This is a genomic window from Burkholderia puraquae, from assembly GCF_002099195.1.
Classification (GTDB): Bacteria; Pseudomonadota; Gammaproteobacteria; order Burkholderiales; family Burkholderiaceae; genus Burkholderia; species Burkholderia puraquae.
Window position 1 is genome coordinate 39,072 of record NZ_NBYX01000005.1, and the last position, 16,928, is coordinate 55,999.

At 65.9% G+C, this 16,928-nt stretch carries 10 protein-coding genes and 1 tRNA gene; 5 read left to right on the forward strand and 6 right to left on the reverse strand.

Annotation, left to right across the window (positions count from 1 at the left end):
• Positions 1–173: 173 nt before the first annotated feature.
• Positions 174–250 (forward strand) — tRNA-Met (locus B7G54_RS11560).
• Positions 251–346: 96 nt separating this feature from the next.
• Here B7G54_RS11560 and B7G54_RS11565 read toward each other — a convergent pair.
• Together B7G54_RS11565 and B7G54_RS11570 are read right to left on the reverse strand one after the other, a co-directional pair.
• Positions 347–1,150: a DUF3472 domain-containing protein gene (locus B7G54_RS11565; protein WP_085039240.1), complete on the reverse strand. Its 804-nt coding sequence runs from the start codon at positions 1,148–1,150 to the stop codon at positions 347–349.
• Positions 1,151–1,475: 325 nt separating this feature from the next.
• A complete protein-coding gene (locus B7G54_RS11570) occupies positions 1,476–2,168 on the reverse strand; it encodes an aspartate/glutamate racemase family protein (protein ID WP_085039241.1) in 693 nt (230 codons plus the stop codon).
• Between the two features lie 137 nt (positions 2,169–2,305).
• Here B7G54_RS11570 and dinB point away from each other — a divergent pair, with 137 nt between their 5' ends.
• Complete coding sequence (dinB, locus tag B7G54_RS11575; RefSeq protein WP_085039242.1) at positions 2,306–3,469, forward strand: DNA polymerase IV; 1,164 nt, start codon at positions 2,306–2,308, stop codon at positions 3,467–3,469.
• A 61-nt stretch (positions 3,470–3,530) separates the two neighbouring features.
• Here the strand turns inward: dinB and B7G54_RS11580 are convergent, their stop codons facing one another.
• The 4 genes from B7G54_RS11580 to fixL form a co-directional block, all read right to left on the reverse strand.
• Complete coding sequence (locus B7G54_RS11580) at positions 3,531–5,618, reverse strand: M3 family metallopeptidase (RefSeq protein WP_085039243.1); 2,088 nt, start codon at positions 5,616–5,618, stop codon at positions 3,531–3,533.
• 232 nt (positions 5,619–5,850) lie between these two features.
• Positions 5,851–6,711: a bifunctional methylenetetrahydrofolate dehydrogenase/methenyltetrahydrofolate cyclohydrolase FolD gene (gene folD / locus B7G54_RS11585; protein WP_085039244.1), complete on the reverse strand. Its 861-nt coding sequence runs from the start codon at positions 6,709–6,711 to the stop codon at positions 5,851–5,853.
• A gap of 229 nt (positions 6,712–6,940) precedes the next feature.
• Complete coding sequence (gene fixJ, locus B7G54_RS11590) at positions 6,941–7,579, reverse strand: oxygen response regulator transcription factor FixJ (protein ID WP_085039245.1); 639 nt, start codon at positions 7,577–7,579, stop codon at positions 6,941–6,943.
• The gene (gene fixL / locus B7G54_RS11595; RefSeq protein ID WP_085039246.1) at positions 7,576–10,092 is read right to left on the reverse strand and encodes an oxygen sensor histidine kinase FixL; all 2,517 of its coding nucleotides are present in this window, start codon (positions 10,090–10,092) and stop codon (positions 7,576–7,578) included. The genes fixJ and fixL overlap by 4 nt, the downstream gene beginning before the upstream one ends.
• A gap of 273 nt (positions 10,093–10,365) precedes the next feature.
• Between fixL and aceE the strand changes: the two genes are divergently transcribed.
• The 3 genes from aceE to lpdA all read left to right on the forward strand — a co-directional run bounded on the left by aceE (position 10,366) and on the right by lpdA (position 16,853).
• On the forward strand, positions 10,366–13,062 hold the full coding sequence (gene aceE / locus B7G54_RS11600; RefSeq protein ID WP_085039247.1) for a pyruvate dehydrogenase (acetyl-transferring), homodimeric type: 2,697 nt from the start codon (positions 10,366–10,368) through the stop codon (positions 13,060–13,062).
• Between the two features lie 68 nt (positions 13,063–13,130).
• Positions 13,131–14,780 (forward strand): dihydrolipoyllysine-residue acetyltransferase, encoded by a 1,650-nt coding sequence (gene aceF, locus B7G54_RS11605; protein ID WP_085039248.1) that lies wholly within the window; start codon positions 13,131–13,133, stop codon positions 14,778–14,780.
• 306 nt (positions 14,781–15,086) lie between these two features.
• Positions 15,087–16,853: a dihydrolipoyl dehydrogenase gene (lpdA, locus tag B7G54_RS11610; protein ID WP_085039249.1), complete on the forward strand. Its 1,767-nt coding sequence runs from the start codon at positions 15,087–15,089 to the stop codon at positions 16,851–16,853.
• The last annotated feature ends 75 nt before the right edge of the window (positions 16,854–16,928 follow it).

The following is a 16,928-nucleotide window of genomic DNA, read 5'->3' on the forward strand; positions in this document are numbered from 1 at the left end:
GTGCGTGCGGGGTGAATACGAAGGCCGCCATCTTACCGCGAGCACGCGGTGCGAACGCGCACGTCGTGCGGGGCAGGGGAGGCGCCGCGCGCCGCTGCTTCGATGAACCGAGAAGAAATTGTGACAAAGGTGTTGACGTGAGTACTCCCTCACCCTATAATTTATTTCTCTGACGCGGGGTGGAGCAGTCTGGCAGCTCGTCGGGCTCATAACCCGAAGGTCGTAGGTTCAAATCCTACCCCCGCAACCAAGCACACCTGACGATGTGCAGCGCATATGACCGATGCGCGCTTCGTCGACAAGAACCCGGCTCCGTGCCGGGTTTTTTGTTTTCTGCGTCCGAATGTTATTTCGGCGCGCCCGGGCTCCCGGGCAGGAGGCCGTTCTCGAGCCGATAAGTCGACGTGTTGACGAGCGTAGCCCGTGCATTCGGCGTACCGGCCAGCACCGCGCACTTGTCCTTGCCCGTATTCAGCCGGATCGACCGTTCGGTCGTCGGATAGTCCACGTCCTTCATATAGAAATGCGGCAGTGACGTCGTGTGCCGTGCATACGGCACGCACGGCCGCTTCATCGGGTCGCTTGATGCACCATTGAACGGGAAGTACTCATCGAACAGGTAAGCCGAACTCGACAGGCCGCCCCAGTCCGCCGGTACGGCGATGCTGCCGGTCGGCGTCGTGACGCCGGTGGCGACGTCCGTGATGAAGCCTTCGACGGTCGAGCGCCCGTCGTTGCGATCGGCCGGCGCATGGACGACTTGCAGCCGGTACGCATGACCCGGGGTCCATGCGTAGGCGAGCGAGCATGATGTTCCCGCGCCGCCGTCGGCGCCACCGCGGCAATTCGCGGACAGCGGCGTCGTGCCAGTGCCGAATGCGCTGAAGATCACGAGGTTGCTGCCTTGGGTGCGCGGCTGGATGCCGGTGTAGATCGCGTGCCCGCCGTGCTCGGACGACAGCTGGTTGGCCCAGTAGTAACTGGCATTGACGTTGGCCGGCACGACCTCGGGCGTGATATCCCATGTCATGCGGTCGAACCCGCCGTTGGGCGTCTGCGTGGCCGACGCGGTGATGTTGGGATCGGCGTGCGCGTCGAGCATGGTCGACACGGCGAGCAGCACACCGACCACGGAGCTGAATCCATTCATGTTCAGGTTCCTGTTGGTGGAAAAAGAGATCGCACGAGCAGCGTCGATTGCAGCGACTCCGCTCGCATACCAATTTGCGTTCACTTTATGACCAATGGATAACCGGTCGCGTTGGCGAGGCCGCATGGCGTGCGCCGCCCGATTCGCGGGCTGTTCCCGCCGAGCCCCGTGCAGCGGGCGAGAGCAAGGTGTTGCGAGCAGCGCGACGAGACCCCCGGAATGGTGATTCCTGCCACACGGAATAATCCGCCGACGAAAATGCGGTGATGGTTGCCGGCGAGTGTGGTGGCATCCGGTCGAACCGCCGCGCGATGGCGTGCGGGGGTCAGCGCGCCGCCCACTCGACCGCCGCCTTCGCATGCAGGGCGGTCGTATCGAACACCGGCAGCGGCGAGTCGTCCGCGCCGATCAGCAGCGTGATTTCCGTGCAGCCGAGGATCACGGCCTGCGCGCCGCGTTGTGCCAGCTCCTCGATGATCGTCACGTACGTCGCGCGCGATTCCGGCGAGATGATGCCGTGGCACAGCTCGTCGTAGATGATCCGGTGCACGTCGTCGCGCCCGCGTTCGTCCGGCACGAGCACCTCCATCCCGAATTTGCCGCGCAACCGCTCCGCGTAGAACGGCAACTCCATCGTGTAGCGCGTGCCCAGCAGCGCGACGCGCTCGACGCCCGCGTCGCGCAGCGCGGCGCCGGTCGGGTCGGCGATGTGCAGGAACGGCAGCGACACCGCGGCTTCGATCGCATCGCATACGCGATGCATCGTATTGGTCGTCAGCACGACGAGATCGGCGCCGGCCGCTTCGAGCTGCCGCGCGGCGCCGGCCATCCGTTCGCCGAGCGCGGCCCAGTCGTGCGTGCGCTGCAGCGCTTCGATCTCCGCGAAATCGACCGTGACCAGCACGCTCTTCGCGTTGTGGTGCCCGCCGTGCAACGCCTTCGAATGGCGATTGATCATCCGGTAATACTCGGCCGACGATTCCCAGCTCATCCCGCCGATCAGTCCGATCGTCTTCATCCGTCACCTTTGCGTTTCGTGTATTGCGGCAGACGAGTATAGGCGGCGCTGTCCGCGCCCGGCCGGTACGATCCGCGCAAAGCGGGCCGGTACGGCGCCGCCGGGCGCGGCCGCACGCGGCAGTTGAAACCGGCACTGTGTTTTTGTACAGTATCGGCACCGTGAACCCGACCATCATTCTGCCTGCCGAACCGTACGCGCCGCCGCCGGGCGACGCGCCGCCGCGCATGCGCAAGATCATTCACTGCGACTGCGACTGCTTCTACGCGTCGGTCGAGATGCGCGACGACCCGTCGCTGCGCAACCGGCCGCTCGCGGTCGGCGGCCGGCCCGACCAGCGTGGCGTGATCGCGACCTGCAACTACGAGGCGCGGCGCTACGGCGTGCACTCGGCGATGTCGTCGGCGCTGGCGATGCGCAAGTGCCCGGACCTGCTGATCCTGCCATCGGCGATGGACAAGTACCGTGCGGCGTCGCGGCAGATCATGGCGATCTACCGCGACTACACGCCCGACGTCGAGCCGCTGTCGCTCGACGAGGCATACCTCGACGTCAGCGGGTCGGAGCGGTGCCAGGGCAGTGCGACGCTGATCGCACGGGAGATCCGTCAGCGCGTGCACGACACGGTCGGCGTCACCGTGTCGGCGGGCGTCGCGCCGAACAAGTTCATCGCGAAGATCGCGTCCGACTGGAACAAGCCCGACGGGCTGTTCGTCGTGCGGCCGCACGAGATCGACGCGTTCGTCGCGGCGCTGCCGGTGCGCAAGCTGCACGGCGTCGGCAAGGTCACGGCCACGCGGCTCGACCGGCTCGGCATCCAGACTTGCGCGCAATTGCGCGACTGGCCGCTGATCGACCTGCACCGCGAATTCGGCGCGTTCGGGCGGCGGCTGTACGAACTGTCGCGCGGAATCGACGAGCGGCCCGTGCAGGCCGACCAGGAGCGCAAGTCGGTCAGCGTCGAGACGACCTACGTGACCGACCTGACGACGCTCGAGCAGTGTGCGGAGGAAATCCGCCGCCTCGTCGTGCAACTCGATGCGCGGATCGCGCGGGCGGGTGCCGCGCGGTCGATCCGCAAGCTGTACGTGAAGATCCGCTTCGCCGATTTCCAGCGCACGACGGTCGAGTGCGTGGCCGACGCGACGAATGCGGACACGGCCGTCACGCTGCTCGCGAAGGGGCTGCAACGGCGTGCGCAGGCGGTGCGGCTGCTCGGCGTCGGCGTGCGCATCGACGAGGATACGGCCGAGCGCCACGGGCAGTTCTCGTTGTTCGACGACGAAGCGCCCGCGCCATGAAAAAAGCACCGCCGAAGCGGTGCCTTGGTTTCCATGCAGCGGAAAGGGCCAAGCGGCCCGCTCAGTGCGCGGGCGTAGCCATCCCGTTGTGGCGCAGCAGCGCATCGATCTGCGGCTCGCGGCCGCGGAACGCCTTGAACGAATCCATCGCCGGGCGGCTGCCGCCGACCTCGAGAATCTCGCGGCGATAGCGCGTGCCGGTGGCCGCGTCGAGCACGCTGCCGCTCTTGGCGGCCGCTTCCTCGAACGCCGCGTACGCGTCGGCCGACAGCACCTCGGCCCACTTGTAGCTGTAGTAGCCGGCCGCATAGCCGCCCGCGAAGATGTGGCTGAACGTGTTCGGCCAGCGCGAGAACGCGGCTTGCGGGATCACGTGATAGCGTTCGTTGATCTCGCGCGCGAACGCGGTCACGCCGGTGGCGCCGGCCGGGTCGAAGTCGACGTGCAGCAGCATGTCGAACATCGAGAACACGATCTGGCGCAGCGTGCCGAGCCCGCTCTGGAAGTTCTTCGCGGCGATCATCTTGTCGAACAGTTCGCGCGGCAATGTGGCGCCCGTGTCGACGTGCGACGACATCGACGACAGCACGTCCCATTCCCAGCAGAAGTTTTCCATGAACTGCGACGGCAGCTCGACGGCATCCCATTCGACGCCGTTGATGCCCGACACGCCGAGCTCGTCGACGCGCGTGAGCATATGGTGCAGCCCGTGGCCGAACTCATGGAACAGCGTGATGACTTCGTCGTGCGTGAAGCATGCGGGCTTGCCGCCGACCGGTGCCGAGAAGTTGCAGGTGAGATAGGCGACCGGCGTTTGCACGCTGCTGCCGCGCTTCGCGCGCGAACGCGCGTCGTCCATCCATGCGCCGCCGCGCTTGCCTTCGCGTGCGTACAGGTCGAGATAGAACTGCGCGACGAGCGAGCCGTCGCGGTTCTCGACGCGGAAGAACCGCACGTCCTTGTGCCATACCGGCGCGTCGTCCGGCTTGATCTGCACGCCGAACAGCGCCTCGGTGACGGTGAACAGGCCCTTCAGTGCGGCCGGCTCCGGGAAGTATTGCTTGACCTCGTTTTCCGAGAACGCGTAGCGCTGCTGGCGCAGCTTTTCGGCCGCGTACGCGACATCCCACGGCGCGAGTTCGGCGAGGCCGAGTTCCTTCGCGGCGAACGTGCGCAGCTCGTCCCAGTCCTTGTCCGCGTGCGGGCGCGCGCGCGTCGCGAGATCCTCGAGGAACGCGATCACCTGCTGCGGCGATTCGGCCATCTTCGGCGCGAGCGACACTTCGGCGAAGTTGCGATAGCCGAGCATCAGCGCTTCTTCGCGGCGCAGCTTCAGCGCATCGGCGACGATCGCCGTGTTGTCCCATTCGGCCTTGCCGTCGCCGTACTGCGGCCCGAGTTCCGACGCGCGCGTCGCATAGGCGCGGTAGAGCGTCTCGCGCAGCGCGCGGTTGTCGGCGTATTGCAGCACCGGAAAGTACGACGGGAAGTGCAGCGTGAATTTCCAGCCTTCCTTGGCATCCTTCTGCGCGGCTTCACGGGCGGCCTCGATCGCGTCGCCGGGCAGGCCGGCCAGTTCGGCGTCGTCCTGCACGAAGTACGCGTACGCGTTGGTCGCGTCGAGTACGTGATCGGAGAATGCCTTCGACAGTGCGGCCTGCTGTTCCTGCAGTTCGGCGAAGCGCGGCTTCTGGTCCTCGGGCAGCTCGGCGCCCGACAGGCGGAAATCGCGCAGCGCGTTGTCGAGGATCTTCTTGCGTTCGGTGGACAGTGTCGCGTATGCGGCGCTCGCGGCGATTGCCTTGTACTTCTCGTACAGCGCGAGGTTCTGGCCGACGCTCGACCAGAATTCGGTCACGCGCGGCAGGTTCTCGCCGTAGGCGGCCCGCAGTTCGGGCGTATCGGCGACCGCGTTCAGGTGGCCGACGATGCCCCAGGCGCGGCCGAGCGGCTCCGTCGCGTGCTCGACCGTCTCGACGACTTCTGCCCAGGTTGCCGGCGTTGCCGCCGCGCTTGCCGTCTCGACCGCGCGGTTGGCGGCATCGAGCAGCGTGTCGAGCGCGGGCGTCACGTGTTCCGGACGGATCTCGCCGAAGCGGGGCAGGCCCGAGAAATCGAGAAGCGGGTTGGTGTTGGCGCTGGCGGACATAAGACTCCCTGTCTGTTGCCGGATGAACCGGAGTGAAAAGGGTAAGGCGCGCAACGCGGCGCCCGATATCGACATTATTGGGGCGCATCGCGCGCTTTCCAATCGTTAGTTTCTAACGACGCGATTGACGCGGGGTCGAATGCGGGGCGGGGGCGCGGGTGGCGCGACCGGTGCGGTGCGACCGGCGAGGCGCCGGCGCGCGGAACCGCGCGCCGGCTGAACGGGCAGGGGGTCAGGCGGCCGCGTCGGCGGCGCGCTCGGCGGCTTCGATCGTGTTGATCAGCAGCATCGTGATGGTCATCGGGCCGACACCGCCCGGCACCGGCGTGATGTGGCCGGCTACTTCCTTCACGCCCGCGAAGTCGACGTCGCCGCACAGCTTGCCGGCGTCGTCGCGGTTCATGCCGACGTCGATCACCGTCGCGCCGGGCTTCACCATGTCGGCGGTCAGGATGTTGCGCTTGCCGACCGCGGCGACCACGACGTCGGCCTGCCGCGTGTGCGCGGCGAGGTCACGGGTCTTGCTGTGGCAGATCGTCACGGTCGCGCCGGCGTCGAGCAGCATCATCGCCATCGGCTTGCCGACGATGTTCGAGCGGCCGATCACGACCGCGTTCGCACCCTGCAGCGGGATGCCGTGTGCCTCGAACATCTTCATCACGCCGTACGGCGTGCACGGGCGGAACAGCGGCTTGCCGGTCATCAGCGCGCCGGCGTTCGCAATGTGGAAGCCGTCGACGTCCTTCTCCGGCGCGATCGCCTCGATCACCTTGTGGCTGTCGATGTGTGCGGGCAGCGGCAACTGGACGAGGATGCCGTGGATCTTCGGGTCGCGGTTCAGCGCGTCGATGCGCGCAAGCAGGTCGGCTTCCGACAGCGTGGCCGGGTACGCATTCTTCAGCGAGAAGAAACCGTTGTCCTCGCACGCCTTGATCTTGTTGCGCACGTAGACTTCGCTCGCCGGGTTGGCGCCGACGAGGATCACCGCGAGACCGGGCTGGTGGCCGCGAGCGGTCAGGGCGGCGGCGCGCTCGGCGGCCTGTGCGCGCAGGGTCTTCGAAAGGGCGTTGCCGTCGATGAGGAGGGCTGTCATGGTGGTGGTCCTGCCGGGAAGTTGGAATGCGGGCGTGCGGCGCTCGAAGCGTCGCAGCAAAGCACGCGATTATACCGTTCGCCTGCTGCCGTCCGACAGCGAATAAGCAGGAAGCGTCAAGGCCGCGGCGCGCGCGCCGGGAGAAAGGCCGCCGCCGCGCGGGTGGGCCGCATTGCGCAGGGCGGCCGGGGCGGGCCGGGCGGGCAGTGCCGCCGCGGCCGGCGTTCGCTCAGGCCTGCTTCTTCGACAGCGCGAGGCGCAGCAGGTCGGCCACCGTGTTGACGTTGAGCTTTTCCATGATGTTCGCGCGGTGCGCCTCGACCGTCTTGATGCTGATGCCGAGGTCGTCGGCGATCTGCTTGTTCAGGCGGCCCGCGATGATCCGTTCGAGCACCTGCTGCTCACGCGCGGTCAGCTTCGACAGGCGTTCGGTCGCGGCACGCTGTTCCTGGACGCTCTTGCTTTCGCTTCGGGCCTTGTCGAGCATCCGCTCGACGAGCTTGCGCAACTCGGCTTCGTCGAACGGTTTCTCGATAAAGTCCATCGCACCCTTTTTCATCGTCGAGACAGCCATCGGCACGTCGCCGTGACCCGTGACGAAGATGATCGGCAGCGCGGCATTGTCGGCAATCAGGCGCTCCTGCAGTTCGAGGCCGCTCATGCCCGACATCCGTACGTCGAGGATCAGGCATGCGATCTGGCCGGCCTGCTGGGCAGGCTGGTAGGCATCGAGGAACTGCTCCGCGCTCGAGAAGCATTGCACGCGATAGCCGTTCGCCTCCAGCAGCCAGCGCAGCGAGTCCCGTACGGCCTCGTCATCGTCGACGACAAAGACGGTTTCCTGAGTGGTGGTGACAGGGCTATTCATAGTTCTCCCGTAACGGTATGTGATGCCGATGCCTCGCGCCCCCCTTGGCCGAGATCAGCGGGTTCCCCAATGGGCAGGCTGCAGTGGAACGTCGCGCCGGAAATGCGGCCATCCGGCTCGACGTTGTTGACCACCCACAGACGCCCCCGATGCGATTCGATGATCGAACGGCAGATGTTCAGCCCCATGCCCATGCCATCGGACTTGGTGCTGTAAAACGGTTCAAACAGGCGCTCGGCGGTTGCTTCGTCGACGCCTGGGCCCTGGTCGATCACGCGGATGTCGACGAATCCCGCATCGATGTCGGCGACGACGCGGATCACGCCGTCCACCGACGCCGGCTTCACGTCAGCCATCGCCTCGGCCGCGTTCTTCATCAGGTTCACGAGCACCTGCTCGATCAGCACGGGGTCGACATAAATAATAGGCATTCTTGCGAGGATTTCCGTGACGATCCGGATCCTGCGCTTCCTGGCCTCGATTTCGGCGAGCCCGACGGCGTCGGCGACGATGTCCGCAACCCGCGCCGGCTGGCGCTTCGGCTCGCTGCGCTTCACGAATTCGCGGATCCGCTTGACGATCATCCCCGCGCGCAGCGCCTGCTGCGCGGTCTTTTCCAGCGCGGGCTGCAGCGTCTCCGGCGTGCCGCGGCCGCTCTTGACGAGCGCGAGCGTGCCCGAGCAGTAGTTGTTGATCGCGGCGAGCGGCTGATTCAATTCGTGAGCAATCGACGACGCCATTTCGCCCATCGTCATCAATCGGCTCGTGAACTGCAGTTTCTCTTCCTGCTGGTGCGCGAGTTCCTGCGCTTTCTTGCGGGTCGTGATGTCGGTCGCGATCTGCATCTGCGCGAGGTGGCCGTCCACCCACTGGATGTACTGGCGGCGCACCTCGAACCACTTCTGGATGCTTTCGACGTACACCTCCTGCGCATCGGCGGTGCTGCTCGTCAGCGCGGCGGCCGGCAGGCCCGCGAACGCGTCGACCATGTCGATCGAGTCGGACGATGCCTGCGCGCGGTCGAAGCCGCCGCCCGACAGCTCGAGATGGCCGTCCGGGCGAATGCCGAACAGGTGGCGGTAGTAGCGGTTCGCGAACAGCAGCTCGGCCTCGTCGGCGGCCAGCACCGACACCGCGGCGTCGAGGCTTTCGAGCACCGTCGTGAAGCGCTCGTGCGCAGCCGCGAGTTCCTCGCGCGCACGCTTCGGCTCGGTGATGTCGGTCATCGACGACATCCAGCCGGTCTGGCGGCCCGAGCTGTCGATCAGTGGCGACACGTACAGGCGCGCATGGAACAGCGTGCCGTTCTTGCGCCGCACGCGCAGCTCGAAGCCCGAGCTCGGCGCCTTGCCGCGCAGCGTCATGTCGAGCTGGCGCTGCATTTCCGGATACGAGTCGCGCGGCCAGTACGGGAACGGCGCGACCTTGCCGACGAGGTCGGTTTCATCCCAGCCCGTCATCCGGCAGAACGCGGGGTTCACGTGCGTGATGCGGCCATGCATGTCGAGCACGCGCATGCCGATCAGCACCGAATTTTCCATCGCGCGGCGGAAGAACGCTTCCGCGTACAGTGCCTGCTGCGCCTCGAAGCGCTGGCGCGTGTGCTTCCACAGGCTCCAGAGGCTCCACAGCACGAAGCACGACAGGCCTGCCACGAGCCACACGAGCGTGTTGTTGGTCAGGTTCGTGAGCTGCGGGAACGCGTACACGCGCACCGTCAGCCCCTGGCCGGGCGGATCGAGCGGCAGGTCGTAGTGCGAGTCGCGCGGCAGGCGCGGGCGCGTCGATGTGGACGACAGCTCGCGGTTGTTCGCGTCGGTGATCGAGATCTTGTACTTCGACGACAGTTCCTGCGGGATGTCGTGCTTCAGGATGCCTTCGACCGAGAACACCGCGGCGATCGCGCCGAGGTATTCGCGGTCGCCGCGCATCACGGGCGTCTGCAGCGTGATGAAGCCGTTGCCGAAGTCGTCGTAGATCAGCGGCGAATAGGCCTGGCGGCGCGTGCTGCGCGCCTCGTCGTACGCGCCGCGCACGGCGTCCTGCATCTGCGCTTCGCCGGGCTTCGCGAGCCGCTGGCCGAGCAGCGGCGGATGCACGGTCGGCCAGCGCTGCACGCCGGGTGACGTGTACCAGTTCAGGTAGAGGATTTCCGGATGCGTCTGCATGACATCCGCGACGGCCATCTGGAACGCGTTCTGGTCGAGGCGGCCCGACGCGAGATCGCGCGACAGCGCCTGGAGCTGCTCCTGCGCGCCCGTCATCGACAGGCGGATCTGCTGCTGCGCCCACGCGACGTTACGGAAGAGGGTGTCTTCCTGCTGCTGCTGTTCGCGGCGGTTGAGGCTCCACAGGATGAGGCTCATCACCACCAGGAACACGAGGATCGACAGCAGCGGCGTCAGCAAATAGGAATTGGACCACCACGGTCCGTGGTGCCAACGGGACGGCTGCGACTCCGCCGGCGGGCCCGACGGTCGCGCCGAGCGTGCGAAAAGCCGATCGGTCAACATGGCAGGATTGTAGCGCAGCGCAATACATGGAAAACCTATACCGGATATGTTGAACGGAAACGGATTTGTTCAGCCGGGACGCGCCGGAGAGCCCCGCAATATGGGTGCAGCGCAGCAATATTTCATATTGCGAGAAAAGATCTCACAATTCGAAAATATTGTTGCGCATGCCCGCGCACGCTCATTACAATCCGTCGGAGCTTGCCCGCAGCCGGTCGCGTCGCGTCGTCTGCACGAGAGCGATCCTCACATTCCAGGACCCAGGAGACGAGAATGTCCGCTGTACCGAACGAAGTGATGAAATATGTCGCCGCCGAACGTGACGACGACCCGCAAGAAACCGTCGAGTGGCTGGAGTCGCTCGATGGCGTGATCTCCTCCGTGGGCACCGGCCGCGCGCATTACCTGATCGAAAAGCAGATCGAGTTCGCCCGCATGCACGGCGAACACCTGCCGTTCTCCGCCAATACCCCGTACATCAACACGATTCCGGTCGAAGCCCAGGCGAAGATTCCGGGCGACCAGGACATCGAGCACCGCATCCGTTCGTACACGCGCTGGAACGCGCTGGCGATGGTGCTGCGCGCAGGCAAGGACACGAACGTCGGCGGCCACATCGCATCGTTTGCATCGGCCGCGACGCTCTATGACGTCGGCTACAACCACTTCTGGCACGCAGCGTCCGACCAGCACGGCGGCGATCTCGTGTTCGTGCAGGGCCACTCGTCGCCGGGCGTGTATTCGCGCGCGTTCCTGCTCGGCCGCCTGAAGGAAGAGCAGCTCGACAACTTCCGCCAGGAAGTCGACGGCAAGGGCATCTCGTCGTACCCGCACCCGTGGCTGATGCCGGACTTCTGGCAGTTCCCGACCGTGTCGATGGGTCTCGGCCCGATCATGGCGATCTACCAGGCGCGCTTCATGAAGTACCTGGAGGCACGCGGCATCACGAAGACGGAAGGCCGCAAGGTGTGGGCATTCCTCGGCGACGGCGAGACGGACGAACCGGAATCGCTCGGCGCGATCGGGATGGCGAGCCGCGAGAAGCTCGACAACCTCGTGTTCGTGATCAACTGCAACCTGCAGCGTCTCGACGGCCCGGTGCGCGGCAACGGCAAGATCATCCAGGAACTCGAATCGGAATTCCGCGGCGCCGGCTGGAACGTGATCAAGGTCATCTGGGGCAGCCGCTGGGATGCGCTGTTCGCACGCGACAAGTCGGGCGCGCTGATGCGCCGCATGATGGAAGTCGTCGACGGCGAATACCAGACGTACAAGTCGGAGTCGGGCGCGTTCGTGCGCGAGCACTTCTTCAACACGCCTGAACTGAAGGCGCTCGTCGCCGACTGGTCGGACGACGACATCTGGGCGCTGAACCGCGGCGGCCACGATCCGCACAAGATCTACGCGGCGTTCCACGAAGCCAGCAACACGAAGGGCGCGCCGACCGTCATCCTCGCGAAGACCATCAAGGGCTACGGGATGGGCGAGTCGGGCCAGGCGATGAACATCACGCACCAGCAGAAGAAGCTGCCGGTCGAGCAACTGAAGAAGTTCCGTGACCAGTTCCGCCTGCCGATCACCGACGAGCAGATCGCCGACGTGCCGTACCTGAAGTTCGAGGAAGGCTCGAAGGAGCTCGAATACATGCGCAAGCAGCGCATGGACCTCGGCGGCTACCTGCCGCACCGCCGCGAGAAGGCGACATCGCTGCCGGTGCCGGCGCTCGACGCGTTCGAGCCGCTGCTGAAGGGCACGGGCGAAGGCCGCGAGATCTCGACGACGATGGCGTTCGTGCGGATCCTGAACATCCTGCTGAAGGACAAGGCGCTGGGCAAGCGCGTCGTGCCGATCGTCCCGGACGAATCGCGTACGTTCGGCATGGAAGGCCTGTTCCGCCAGATCGGCATCTGGAACCAGCAGGGCCAGAAGTACGTGCCGGAAGATTCCGACCAGCTGATGTTCTACAAGGAATCGGAAACCGGCCAGATCCTGCAGGAAGGCATCAACGAAGCGGGCGGCATGTGCGACTGGATCGCAGCGGCGACGTCGTACTCGACGCACGGCGAGATCATGGTGCCGTTCTACATCTTCTATTCGATGTTCGGCTTCCAGCGGATCGGCGACCTGGCATGGGCCGCGGGCGACATGCGTTCGCGCGGCTTCCTGCTCGGCGGCACCGCGGGCCGCACGACGCTGAACGGCGAAGGCCTGCAGCACGAAGACGGCCACTCGCTGCTGTGGGCGGCATCGGTACCGAACTGCGTGAGCTACGACCCGACCTTCGGCTACGAGCTCGCCGTGATCGTCCAGGATGGCCTGCGCCGCATGGTGGCGGACCAGGAAGACGTGTACTACTACATCACGGTGATGAACGAGAACTACGAGCACCCGGCGATTCCGCAGGGCGAGCACGTGGCGGCCGACATCATCAAGGGCATGTACGCGTTCAAGAAGGCCGACGCCGACAAGAAGGCGCCGCGCGTCCAGCTGCTCGGCGCAGGCACGATCTTCAACGAAGTGATCGCTGCCGCCGACCTGCTGAAGAACGACTGGGGCGTCGCCGCCGACCTGTGGAGCGTGCCGAGCTTCACCGAGCTCGCGCGCGAAGGCCACCAGGTCGAGCGCTGGAACCTGCTCCATCCGACCGAGGAGCGTCGTCTGTCGCACGTGCAGAAGTGCCTGAAGGACACGCAGGGCCCGGTCATCGCATCGACCGACTATGTCCGTGCGCTGGTCGACCAGATCCGCGGCCAGATCGATCGCCGCTTCGTCGTGCTGGGCACCGACGGCTTCGGCCGCTCGGATACCCGCGAGAAGCTGCGTCACTTCTTCGAAGTCGACCGTCACTGGGTTACCGTCGCCGCGCTCAACGCGCTGGCCGACGAGGGCACGATCGAGCGCAAGGTGGTCGCGGACGCGATCGCCAAGTACAACCTCGATCCGTCGAAGCCCAACCCGATGACCGTTTAACGCACACGCCGTGTGATGCCGCGCGTCGCTCCCGCGAGGAGCGCGCGCGGCCATGGAGACAGAAACAGATGAGTCAAGCGATCGAAGTGAAGGTGCCGGATATCGGCGATTACAAGGACGTGCCGGTGATCGAGATCGGCGTGAAGGTCGGCGATACCGTCGAACCCGAGCAGTCGCTCGTCACGCTCGAGTCGGACAAGGCGACGATGGACGTGCCGAGCCCGGTAGCGGGCGTCGTGAAGGAAATCAAGGTCAAGGTGGGCGATTCCGTGTCGGAAGGCTCGCTGATCATCCTGCTCGAAGGCGGCGCCGCGGCGCAGGCGAACGGCGCGGCAGCGCCCGCCGCCGCACCGGCTCCGGCGGCAGCGCCGGCACCGGCTGCTGCTGCACCGGCGGCCGCACCGGCAGCTACCGGTGGCACGCTCGAGGTGAAGGTCCCCGACATCGGCGACTACAAGGACGTGCCGGTGATCGAGATCGGCGTGAAGGTCGGCGACACGGTCGAGAAGGAGCAGTCGCTCGTCACGCTCGAGTCGGACAAGGCGACGATGGACGTGCCGAGCCCGGCAGCCGGCGTCGTGAAGGAAATCAAGGTCAAGGTGGGCGATTCGGTGTCGGAAGGCACGCTGATCGTGCTGCTCGACGCTGCAGGCGCAGCGGCTGCCGCACCGCAGGCGAGCGCACCGGCTCCGGCCGCTGCCGCTCCGGCGCCGGCACCCGCCGCCGCACCCGCGAAGGCCGCACCGGCACCGGCTGCTGCTGCGCCGGCTCCGGCCGCTGCACCGTCGGGCGAATACCGCGCCAGCCACGCATCGCCGTCGGTGCGCAAGTTCGCGCGCGAACTCGGCGTCGAAGTGGCACGCGTGCAGGGCTCGGGTCCGAAGGGCCGCATTACGAAGGAAGACGTCACGGGTTTCGTGAAGGGCGTGATGACCGGCCAGCGCGCAGCACCGGCCGCGGCAGCCGCGCCGGCAGGCGGCGGCGAGCTGAACCTGCTGCCGTGGCCGAAGGTCGACTTCTCGAAGTTTGGCCCGTTCGAGGCGAAGCCGCTGTCGCGCATCAAGAAGATCTCGGGCGCGAACCTGCATCGCAACTGGGTGATGATCCCGCACGTCACGAACAACGACGAAGCGGACATCACCGAGCTCGAAGCACTGCGCGTGCAGTTGAACAAGGAGCACGAGAAGGCGGGCGTGAAGTTCACGATGCTTGCGTTCGTGATCAAGGCGGTCGTCGCTGCGCTGAAGAAATTCCCGACCTTCAACGCGAGCCTCGACGGCGACAACCTGGTGTTCAAGCAGTACTACCACGTCGGTTTTGCCGCGGACACGCCGAACGGCCTCGTCGTGCCGGTGATCCGCGATGCGGACAAGAAGGGGCTCGTCGATATCGCGAAGGAAATGGCCGAGCTGTCGAAGGCCGCACGCGACGGCAAGCTGAAGCCGGACCAGATGCAGGGCGGTTGCTTCTCGATCTCGTCGCTCGGCGGGATCGGCGGCACGAACTTCACGCCGATCATCAACGCGCCGGAAGTGGCGATCCTCGGGTTGTCGCGCGGCCAGATGAAGCCGGTGTGGGACGGCAAGCAGTTCGTGCCGCGGCTCACGCTGCCGCTGTCGCTGTCGTACGACCATCGCGTGATCGATGGCGCGGAAGCTGCGCGGTTCAATGCGTATCTCGGCGCGTTGCTCGCCGATTTCCGTCGCATCATTCTTTGATGAGCGGGGAGATGGCTCGCGGGGGCGTGGGTTTCTGTTCGGTTGTCCACGCCTTTTCGTTGAACCTGTTGCGCTAACGGTCTATTAGCGTCGCCCCTGCGTGGGGCGGCGGTCACTTTTCTTTGTCCCACGGGGGCTACCTTCGGGTCGTCTTCCAAAGAAAAGTAACCAAAAGAAAGGCGCGTCCTTGGGCGGACGGCAAAGGTGGTCCTGCCCAGGTTCGCGTTCTTTTGCCAGGCCGTCGTTGCGGGTTTCTTCTGCGAGTTCCTCCCCCTCTGTCTGCAGTCAATCAAGAAGGGGACAGTAATGAGTCTCATCGAAGTCAAGGTTCCGGATATCGGCGATTTCAGCGGCGTCGATGTCATCGAAGTCAACGTGAAGCCGGGCGACGTGATCGAAAAAGAGCAAACGCTCATCACGCTCGAATCCGATAAAGCCTCCATGGAAGTGCCCAGCGACGTCGCCGGCACCGTCAAGGAAGTCAAGGTCAAGGCCGGCGAGAAAGTCTCGCAAGGCACCGTCATCGCTATCGTCGAAGCAGCAGCAGGCGCCGCCGCTCCCGCGAAAGCAGCGGAACCGGCCAAGCCCGCAGCAGCTGCGCCGGCACCGGCCGCAGCCGCTCCGGCGCCCGCGCCGCAAGCCGGCAGCTACGCAGGTGCCGCCGACATCGAATGCGACATGCTCGTGCTCGGCGCCGGCCCCGGCGGCTACTCGGCCGCGTTCCGCTCAGCCGACCTCGGCATGAAGACGGTGCTGGTCGAACGCTACTCGACGCTCGGCGGCGTGTGCCTGAACGTCGGTTGCATTCCGTCGAAGGCGCTGCTGCACACGGCACTCGTCATCGACGAAGCCGCGGCGCTCGCGTCTCACGGCATCACGTTCGGCAAGCCGGAGGTCGATCTCGACAAGCTGCGCGACTTCAAGGGCGGCGTCGTCAAGAAACTGACGACGGGCCTCGCCGGCATGGCGAAGGCACGCAAGGTCGAAGTCGTCACGGGTGTCGGGTCGTTCGTCGATCCGTATCACATGGAAGTGCAGGGCGAGAACGGCAAGAAGGTCGTCCGCTTCAAGCAGGCGATCATCGCGGCCGGTTCGCAATCGGTGAAGCTGCCGTTCCTGCCGGAAGACCCGCGCATCGTCGATTCGACCGGCGCGCTCGAACTGCGCCAGCAGCCGAAGCGGATGCTCGTGATCGGCGGCGGCATCATCGGTCTCGAAATGGCGACGGTGTACGCGACGCTCGGCGCCGAGATCGACGTCGTCGAAATGCTCGACGTCCTGATGAACGGCGCGGACCGCGATCTCGTGAAGGTCTGGGAAAAGTACAACGCGAAGCGCTTCGGCAACGTGATGCTGAAGACCAAGACGGTCGGCGCGGAAGCGAAGGAAGACGGCATCTACGTGACGTTCGAGGGCGAGAAGGCGCCGGCGGAGCCGCAGCGCTACGACCTCGTGCTCGTCGCGGTGGGCCGCAGCCCGAACGGCAAGAAGATCGGCGCCGACAAGGCCGGTGTGGCCGTGACGGATCGCGGCTTCATCGACGTCGACAAGCAGATGCGCACGAACGTGCCGCATATCTTCGCGATCGGCGATATCGTCGGCCAGCCGATGCTCGCGCACAAGGCCGTGCACGAAGGCCACGTCGCAGCGGAAGCCGCGCACGGCGAGAAGTCGTACTTCGACGCGCTGCAGATTCCGTCGGTGGCCTACACCGATCCGGAAGTGGCCTGGGCCGGCAAGACGGAAGACCAGTGCAAGGCCGAAGGCATCAAGTACGGCAAGGCCGTGTTCCCGTGGGCCGCTTCGGGCCGCGCGATCGCGAACGGCCGCGACGAAGGCTTCACGAAGCTGATCTTCGACGAGGAAACCCATCGCGTGATCGGCGGCGGCATCGTCGGCCTGAACGCGGGCGACCTGATCAGCGAAGTGTGCCTCGCCGTCGAAATGGGCGCGGACGCGGAAGACATCGGCAAGACGATCCATCCGCACCCGACGCTCGGCGAATCGGTCGGCATGGCCGCCGAGCTGTACGAAGGCGTCTGTACGGACCTGCCGCCGCAGCGCAAGAAGTAACGCAGCGTGCACGGCCGGTCTCGCGCCGGCCATGAAAAAGCGCCGCCACTCGGGTATCCGGGTGGCGGCGTTTTC